Raw genomic sequence first — 8,007 nt, 5'->3', positions numbered from 1 at the left:
AGGCGCCGTCGGCGGTGCGCGGCAGCGCGTCCAGCACGGTCACCGAGGCCGGCACCTGACCGGCCGCCAGCAGCGAACGCAGCCGCAGCCGCAGCTCGGTGCCGGACACCCCGGCCGGACCGCGGCCCACCGCGTACGCCAGCGGCGCGAGCCCCTCGCGCTCCAGCAGGTACGCCTCGCGGACCCGCGGGTCGGCCAGCAGCGCGGCCTCGGCCGGGTGCCCGGACGCCAGCCGCTCGCCGGGCAGCTCCGCGAGGTGCCGCCCGCCGTCCTCGGCGACCGCCGTGAGCAGCGCGGCGAAGCCGGCGGCCAGGCGTTCGCCGGCCGGTCCGGCCAGCGCGTCCGCGTCGTGCTGGACCAGGCAGCGCGGCTGCGGGCCGTCCTCCACGAACAGACCGAGGTCGAACTTGGCCAGCCCGAGGTCGACCTCGACGGCCTCGGCCGCCAGGCCCGGGAGCTCGAGCGCGCCCGGCGCGGTGACCAGGTCGCAGGTGACCGAGAGCAGCGGCGAGCCGTCCCGGCCGCGGGCGGCCGCCCCGAGCCGCTCCACCACCAGGTCGAACGGCACCTCGTGGCGCCGCTGGGAGGCCAGCAGCGCGTCCCGGACCCGGCCGAGCAGCTCCTCGAAGGCCGGGTCGCCGCCCAGGTCGGCGCGGACCGGCAGGGTGTTGACGCACAGTCCGACCAGGCGGCGCAGCGCGGGCCGGGAGCGGTGGCTCGACGCGCAGCCGAGGGTGAGGTCCGCCTCGCCGGTGGCCCGCGCCAGGGTGGCGAAGGCGGCGGCCAGCACCACGGTGAACAGGGTGGCGCCGTGGGCCCGCCCGAGCGCCCGCAGGCCGTCCAGGGTCCCGGCCGGCAGCGGTACGGTGTGCAGCCGGGCGGCCCGGGTGCGCGGCCCCGCGGGGGTGGCCGGCCGGGGCAGCGGCACCGGGCGGGCCCCGGCGAGCTGCTCGGCCCAGGCCGCCACCTCACCGGCGAGTTCGCCGTCGCGTCCGCGCTCCCAGCGGGCGAAGTCCGCGTACTGCAGCTCCGGTTCGGCGGGCCGTGCGGCGCCGGCACCCCCGGCGGCGTACAGCCGGGCGAGCTCCGCGGCGACGAGCGGCAGCGAGCCGCCGTCGACCGCGATGTGGTGCAGGGTGATCAGCACGGTGTGGTCGGCCGGGCCGTGGCGCAGCACCAGGGCCCGCAGCACCCGCCCGGAAGCCAGGTCGAACGGGCGGGCCGCCTCGGTGCGCAGCAGCTCGGCCGCCGCGTCGTCGGGGGCGTCCAGCACCGGCACCTCGACGGGCGCCGGCGCCACGGCCTCCTGGTACGGCGCGTCGTCGCCGTGCTGCCCGTACCGGGTGCGCAGGATCCTGTGCCGGGCGGTCAGCGCGGTGAGCGCGGCGGCCAGGGCGGCGGTGTCCAGCGGTCCGCGCAGCCGGGTCGCGAGCGGCACGTTGTACAGCGCGCCGGCCTGCCCGAGCCGGTCCATCAGCCACATCCGGTGCTGGGCGTGCGAGAGGGGGGCCGGGCCGTCCGCGGGGCCGCGCGGGATGTCCGCGGCGCGGTCGGCGCCGGCCCGCAGGCGGGCCTGCCGCAGCAGGTCGGCCTGGCGGGCGGCGGGGTGGGCGGTGTCGGTCATCGGTTCTCCGTGCGGTGGTCATCGGCCCCGGTGGGGTCGGCGAGCGCGTCGAGCAGGGCCCGCTCGACCAGGGCGGCCTGGCCGGCCACGGTCGGGTGGGCGAAGAACTCCGCGAGCGTGAGGTCCACGCCGAGGTCCTCGCGCAGGTCGTCCACCACCCACATGGCCATCAGGGAGTGCCCGCCCTCGGCCAGGAAGTCGGCGTCCGCCCGCTCGACGGGGTGGCCGAGCGCGCGGGCCCAGACCTCCGCCACCTCCTGCTCGAGCGGGGTCAGGGCGGCCGCCGGCGCCTCGGCGGGCGGCGCGGCGCCGTCCGGCCCGGTCTCGGCCAGCGCCCGGCGGTCGACCTTGCCGGTGCCGGTCAGCGGCAGCGCGGCGACCACGGCCCAGCCGGTGGGCACCAGGTGGGCGGGGAGCCGCTCGGCGAGGTACCCGCGCAGGGCGTCGCCGGCCGGCCGGGCACCGTCGGCGGGCACCACGAACGCGGTCAGCGCCGCATCGGGCGTACCGGCCCGGTGGACCACCACGGCGGTCTCGGAGACCTCGGGGTGGGTGCGCAGGGTGTGCTCGACCTCACCAGGCTCGATCCGGAAACCGCGGACCTTCACCTGGTCGTCGGCGCGGCCGTGGAAGTCCAGCGCGCCGTCCGGCCGGACCGAGACCAGGTCGCCGCTGCGGTACATCCGCCCGGCGCCCGGGATCTCGCGGAACCGCTGTGCCGTCAGCTCCGGCTGGCCCAGGTAGCCGAACGCCAACCGGGTGCCGCCGATCCACAGCTCACCGCGGCCGCCGGCGGGGACCGGCTCGAGCCGCTCGTCCAGGACCAGGACGGTCGCGCCGCCGAACGGCCGCCCGATCGGCACCGGGCCCGCGCAGCCGGCCTCGGTCAGCGGCTGCAGCGTGGTGAAGGTGGTCGCCTCGGTCGGGCCGTACGCGTTGACCAGCTCCAGCCACGGGAAGGCCCGCAGCACCGCGCCGGCGTGCTCCGGCGACAGCGCCTCGCCGCCCACCAGCAGGGTGCGCAGCAGGCCGAACACCCGGGAGCGCCGGGCCGCCAGCTGGTGGAACAGCGCGGTGGTCAGGAAGGTGTGGGTGACACCGAACCGCTCGACGTCCCGGGCCAGGTCCTCGGCGGTGGGACGTTCGGCGGGCGAGACCATCACCGCGGCGCCGGCCGCGAGCGGCGCCCACATCTCGAAGCTGGAGGCGTCGAAGGTCGACGGCGAGTGGAACAGCATCCGGTCACCGGGGCCGAGCCGGACCGCGTCCGGGGCGGTCACCAGGCCGGCGATGGCCCGGTGCGGCACCTCGACGCCCTTGGGACGGCCGGTCGAGCCGGAGGTGTACAGCACCAGGGCGAGCGCGCGCCCGCCCTCGCAGGCCGGGTCCGGGCCGCCGGCCGCCGCCTCCGGCAGACCGTCGAGGTCCAGCGTCAGCGCCTGGCCGGCCGGGATGCCCGCCTCGGCCAGCAGCGCCTTGTCGCCGAGGGTCAGCGTGACGCCGGCGTCCGCCAGCATCCCTGCGGTGCGCGGGCGCGGGTGGGCCGGGTCGAGCGGGACGACGTGGCCGCCCGCCCACCAGACGGCGAGCTGGGCGACCACCAGCCGGGTCGAGCGGGCGGCGAGCAGCCCGACCGCGCTGCCGGGGCCGACCCCGTGCGCGGTCAGCTCGGCGGCCAGGGCGCGCGCCGCGGAGACGAGTCGGGCGTAGGTGAGGACGGTGTCGCCGTCGGACACGGCGAGCGCCTGCGGCCGCAGTTCGGCCTGACGGGCGACCAGGCCGGGTACGGCGCCCAGGTGGGAGAGGTCGAGGTCCATGGGTGGTTCCCTTCCGGGCGCCCCGGCCCACGGCCGGGGCGCCCTGCTACGTCGGGCGGTCAGGAGACGGGCACGCGCTCCGGGCGACGGGCCTCGACCAGCGCCGCCAGGGCCCGCAGATCGGGCTGGCGCAGCAGCTGCGGGGCGCGCAGCCGCACGCCGCACTCCTCCTCCAGCGCCACCAGCAGCCTGGCCGCGGCCAGCGAGTTGCCACCCGCGTCGATGAAGTTGTCCAGCGGCCCGAGGTCCGCGCGCCCGAGCAGCGAGCGGCACAGCCGCAGTACCGTGCGCTCGGTGTCGGTGGCCGCGTCGGCGTCCTCCGCGTCCTTCGCGTCCGCGTCCTCGCCGGCCGTCTCGGCGGCCATCAGCGCGGCCCGGTCGACCTTGCCGTTGGCGTCCAGCGGGTAGTCGTCGACCATCCGGACCACGGTGGGCACCGCCTGCTCGGGCAGCCAGCGGCGGACCTCCGGCAGCAGGTCGGCGCCCTGCACCGGGGCGTCGCCCGGCTGGACGAAGGCGAGCAGCCGCGCGGTGCCGGCCGCATCGCGGCGGACCGCGACCACCGCCCGCCGCACCCGCGGATCGCGCTCGAACGCGGCCTCCACCTCGGCCGGCTCGATCCGGACCCCGCTGATCTTGACCTGGTCGTCCAGCCGGCCCAGGAACTCGAGGACGCCGTCGGCGCCCATCACCACCCGGTCGCCGGTCCGGTACACCCGGTCCACGCCCTCGATCCCGGGCGGCGCCGCGACGAACCGGCGGGCCGTCAGCTCCTCGTCCAGGTAGCCGAGCGCCAGCAGACCGCCGCCGACCCGCAGTTCACCGCTCTCGCCGCGCGGCACCGGCACCCCGTCCGGGTCGGTGACCAGCAGCACCGCACCCGGCACCGGCAGACCGATCGGCGGCGCGCCCGCGCCGCCCGCACCCGCCGGAATGGTGTGCACACTGGTCACCACGGTCGCCTCGGCCGGCCCGTACGCGTTGTGCACGTGCGCGGTCACCTGCGCCGACGGGTACCGGCGCAGCCGGTCCCCGCCGATCGACAGGTGACGCAGCGCCAGCCCCTCGGGCCACGGCAGGTCGAGCACCGGCTCGGCCAGCGGGGTGGGCAGCACGGCCACGGTGATCCCCGCCGAACGCCACCAGTCGGTGAGCGCCGCCGGGTCCCAGCGCACCGCGTCCGGGGCCACGCTCAGCGCGGCGCCGGAGGTCAGCGTCCCCCACAGCTCCATCAGGTGCGGGTCGAAGGCCACCCCGATCAGCAGGCTGTGCCGGTCGCCGGGGCCGAGCCCGGTCAGCCCCCGGTACCAGTGCAGCATCGCGGCCAGCGAGGGCTCGCCGACGGCGACCGCCTTCGGGACGCCGGTCGAGCCGGAGGTCAGCACCGCGTAGAACGTGCCCTCCGGCGCGGCGGCCGCGCCCTCCGCCGACGGCCCGAAGGCCGCCACCACGGCACCCGCCGCGGTCGCGCCCTCGGCCGGCACCGGCAACGGCAGCTGCTGCACCGCCCGGTAGGCGGGCGGCAGCAGCGCCGGGTCGCCGATCAGACAGCCCAGCCACAGGTTCTCGGCGACGGCCTGCAGCCGCCGCTCGCCGGGCCGCGGACCGAGCGGCAGGTGCACCGCGCCGAGCCGGGCCACCGCGAGGGTGACCGCGACCAGCGCCGCCGAATGGTCCAGGCACACCCCGACCAGCTCGCCGGGGCGCACCCGGCCGCGCAGCGTCCCGGCCACCTCGTCGGCGAGCCGGTCGAGTTCGGCGTAGCTCCACTGCCGCCCGCCGTCGGTCAGCGCGGGCGCGTCGGGGGTACGGCGCACCCAGTCGCCGAACAGGTCGAGGACGGCGGCTTCGGGGACCGGCGCGCCCTGGGGCAGGCCGCGGACGATGGATCGTTCAACAGTCATGTCGTGTTCTCCGAACAGTCGTTGGCGGTCAGCCCAGGCCCATGGCCCGAGCGATGATCACCTTCTGGACCTCGGAGGTCCCCTCGATGATCGTCATCATCCGGACGTACCGGTACAGGAACTCCAGCGGATGCCCCCGCACCCACCCGGTCGCCCCGTGCACCTGCAGCGCCCGGTCCACCACCCGCACCGCCGTCTCCGACGAGGTCAGCTTGGCCAGCGCCGCGTTCTCCGGCGCCTCGGTGCCCTCGTCCACCAGCCGGGCACAGGCCAGCGTCAGCAGCTTCGCCGCCTCCACCTCCGCCCGGCTGCGCACCAGGTGCTCCTGCACGTGCTGGTAGGCGCCGATCCGCTCGCCGAACGCCTCCCGCTCCCGGGCGTACTCGACGCCCAGGCGCAGCGCGTACTCGGCCACGCCGTCGCACATCGCGGCCACCACCAGGCGCCCGCGCGAGAGGCTGTCCATGGCCAGCGCCATCGCCGCCCCGACGCCCGCCTCGCCGCCGATCACGGCCGCCATCGGGACCCGCACCCGCTCCAGCAGCAACTCGAACATCGGCTCGCCGGACATGCCGTCGTAGCGCTGCCCGATCCGCAGGCCCGGGGTGTCCATCGGGATCGCGAACGCCGTCGCCCCGCCGGTCGGCCCCTCACCCAGGTCGGTGGCGGTGACCACCAGCGCGAGGTCCGCCCGGTCCGCGTTGGAGACGAAGGTCTTGCGGCCGCTGATCACCCAGCCCTCGCCGTCGCGGACCGCCGTGGTGGTCAGCCGGAACGCGTCCGACCCGGCCTGCGGCTCGGTCAGCGCCAGGCAGCGCGCCGACTCCCCGCGCACCAGCGGCACCAGGTACTTCTCGATCTGCTCCGGGGTGCCGTGCCGCAGCAGCGGGCTCGGACCGTCCGAACCGGCCAGCGCGTACGGCGCCAGCGAGCAGCCGCTGCGCCCGGCCGCGTGGTGCAGCAGCACCACCGCGGTGAACGGCATCCCGGAGCCGCCCAGCTCCTCCGGGTAGTCGCCGGCGTAGAAGCCCAGCGCGGCGGAGCGCCTGCGCACGTACGCCCGCAGGTCGGCGGGCGGCAGGTCCGCGGTCTCCGGCAACTCGGCTGCCAGCGGGACCAGTTCGCGCCGGATGAAGCTCTCGAAGGCCTCGACCAGTTCGCGGTGGTCCTCGGTGAGGACGGCGGAAGGGGCGGAGCTCACGAGCGGCCTCCGGTCAGGGCGCGGGCCTGGTCGGCCAGGACGGGGTTCTGGAACAGCACGCGCAGCGGCGGGCGGCTGCCCAGGTGCGGCTCCAGCCAGGCGGCCAGCTGGGCGGCGAGCAGCGAGTGGCCGCCGACCTCGAAGAAGTGCGAGTCGGCCGCGAACCGGTCGTGCCCGAGCACCTCCCGCCAGGCACCGGCGACCAGCGCGAGGCCGGGCTCGGTGAACTCCCTGGCTCCGGTGGGCTCCTCACCCGGCTCCGGCAGTTCGGCGAGCAGCCGGCCGAGCGCGGCCCGGTCCGGCTTGCCGCCGGGCAGTACCGGCATGGCCTCCAGTGCGACCCAGCTGCCGGGCACCAGCCCGCCGGGCAGCCGCAGCGACAGCGCGGCGTGCAGCGCGGCCTGGTCGGGCCGGTCCGCGCCCTCCAGGAAGCCGACCAGGCGGGGGCCGCCGGCCGACTCGCGGTCCAGCACCACCGCGCAGGAACGGCCGCCGAGTTCGGCCGAGGCGGCGGCCTCGATCTCCTCCAGCTCGATCCGGTAGCCGCGCAGCTTGACCTGGTTGTCCTGGCGGCCGAGGAACCACAGCCGTCCGTCGAGGTCGCGGAAACCGCGGTCGCCGGTGCGGTACACCCGCTCGCCGCCGAGCGCGGGCACGGTGACGAACCGGGCGGCCGTCACCTCGTCGAGGCCGAGGTAGCCGTCGGCCAGCGCGCCGCCACCGACCGCGAGTTCGCCGACCCCGCCGGCCGGCAGCGGGCGCAGCCCCTCGTCCAGCACGTGCACCCGGGTGCCGGGCAGCTCGGTGCCGAGCGGGATCTCCGCCGAACCGGCCAGATCGGCCGCGGTGACCTCGTGCACCGTCGAGGTGACGGTCGCCTCGGTCACGCCGTACGCGTTCAGCACGGTGGCGCGGGTGCGCTCGGCGAGACCCGCCAGCGCGGCGGCCGGCAGCCGCTCACCGCCCAGCACCAGCAGCCGCGGTGCCCAGCGGCCGTCGCCCAGCGCCTCGGACAGCTCCTCGCGGACGGCGAGGAAGTAACTGGTCGGCAGGTTGGCGACGGTGACGCCACGGGCGGCCAGCACGGCGACCAGCTCCGGGCCGGTCGGCACGTCACGCTGCGGCAGCACCAGGCAGGCGCCCGCCGCCAGCGAGGGCAGCACCTCCTCCAGCGCCACGTCGAACGAGGGCCGGGCGAACAGCAGCACCCGGTCGGCCGCGTCCAGCCCGTACCGTCCGGCCAGCGCGGCGACGTAGCCGGCCAGCGCGGCCCGGCCGACCCGCACTGGCTTGGGCACGCCCGTCGAACCGGAGGTGTGGATCAGGTACGCGGCGCCCTCCAGCACCGCGGCGTCGCCGGCCGCGGGGAACGCCGGGCCGTCCAGCAGCGCGGGCGTACGGCCCTCCACCGGCAGCGCCAGCGCGCTCTGCCGGGTGGCCACCACCAGCGCCGGGTCGAGC

5 protein-coding genes are annotated in these 8,007 nt (G+C 77.4%); all 5 read right to left on the bottom strand.

Translation table 11 applies throughout. From position 1 onward, the window contains the following. Positions 1–1,624: condensation domain-containing protein (locus AA75_RS23420; RefSeq protein ID WP_033822166.1), on the bottom strand; the 1,624-nt coding region annotated here is incomplete at its 3' end. Next, positions 1,621–3,441, bottom strand: coding sequence for a non-ribosomal peptide synthetase (locus tag AA75_RS23415; RefSeq protein WP_051813139.1), 1,821 nt, complete (start codon positions 3,439–3,441; stop codon positions 1,621–1,623). The genes AA75_RS23415 and AA75_RS23420, both read right to left, overlap by 4 nt. Positions 3,442–3,500: 59 nt before the next feature. Further along, a complete protein-coding gene (locus tag AA75_RS23410; RefSeq protein WP_051813137.1) occupies positions 3,501–5,345 on the bottom strand; it encodes an AMP-binding protein in 1,845 nt (614 codons plus the stop codon). Between the two features lie 28 nt (positions 5,346–5,373). Further along, positions 5,374–6,546: an acyl-CoA dehydrogenase family protein gene (locus AA75_RS23405; protein WP_033822165.1), complete on the bottom strand. Its 1,173-nt coding sequence runs from the start codon at positions 6,544–6,546 to the stop codon at positions 5,374–5,376. Further along, the coding region (locus AA75_RS52325) for a non-ribosomal peptide synthetase (RefSeq protein ID WP_233289150.1) at positions 6,543–8,007 on the bottom strand (1,465 nt) is incomplete at its 5' end. The genes AA75_RS23405 and AA75_RS52325, both read right to left, overlap by 4 nt.

Source organism: Kitasatospora sp. MBT63 (assembly GCF_000710465.2).
GTDB lineage: Bacteria > Actinomycetota > Actinomycetes > Streptomycetales > Streptomycetaceae > Kitasatospora.
The sequence above is the reverse complement of the archived record's forward strand: the minus strand, read 5'-3'. Positions and strand labels throughout refer to the sequence as shown.

Coding starts and splice junctions, on each gene's coding strand:
- AA75_RS23410 (WP_051813137.1), bottom strand. CDS start 5,345: ATGACTGTTGAACGATCCATCGTCCGCGGCCTGCCCCAGGGCGCGCCG.
- AA75_RS23415 (WP_051813139.1), bottom strand. CDS start 3,441: ATGGACCTCGACCTCTCCCACCTGGGCGCCGTACCCGGCCTGGTCGCC.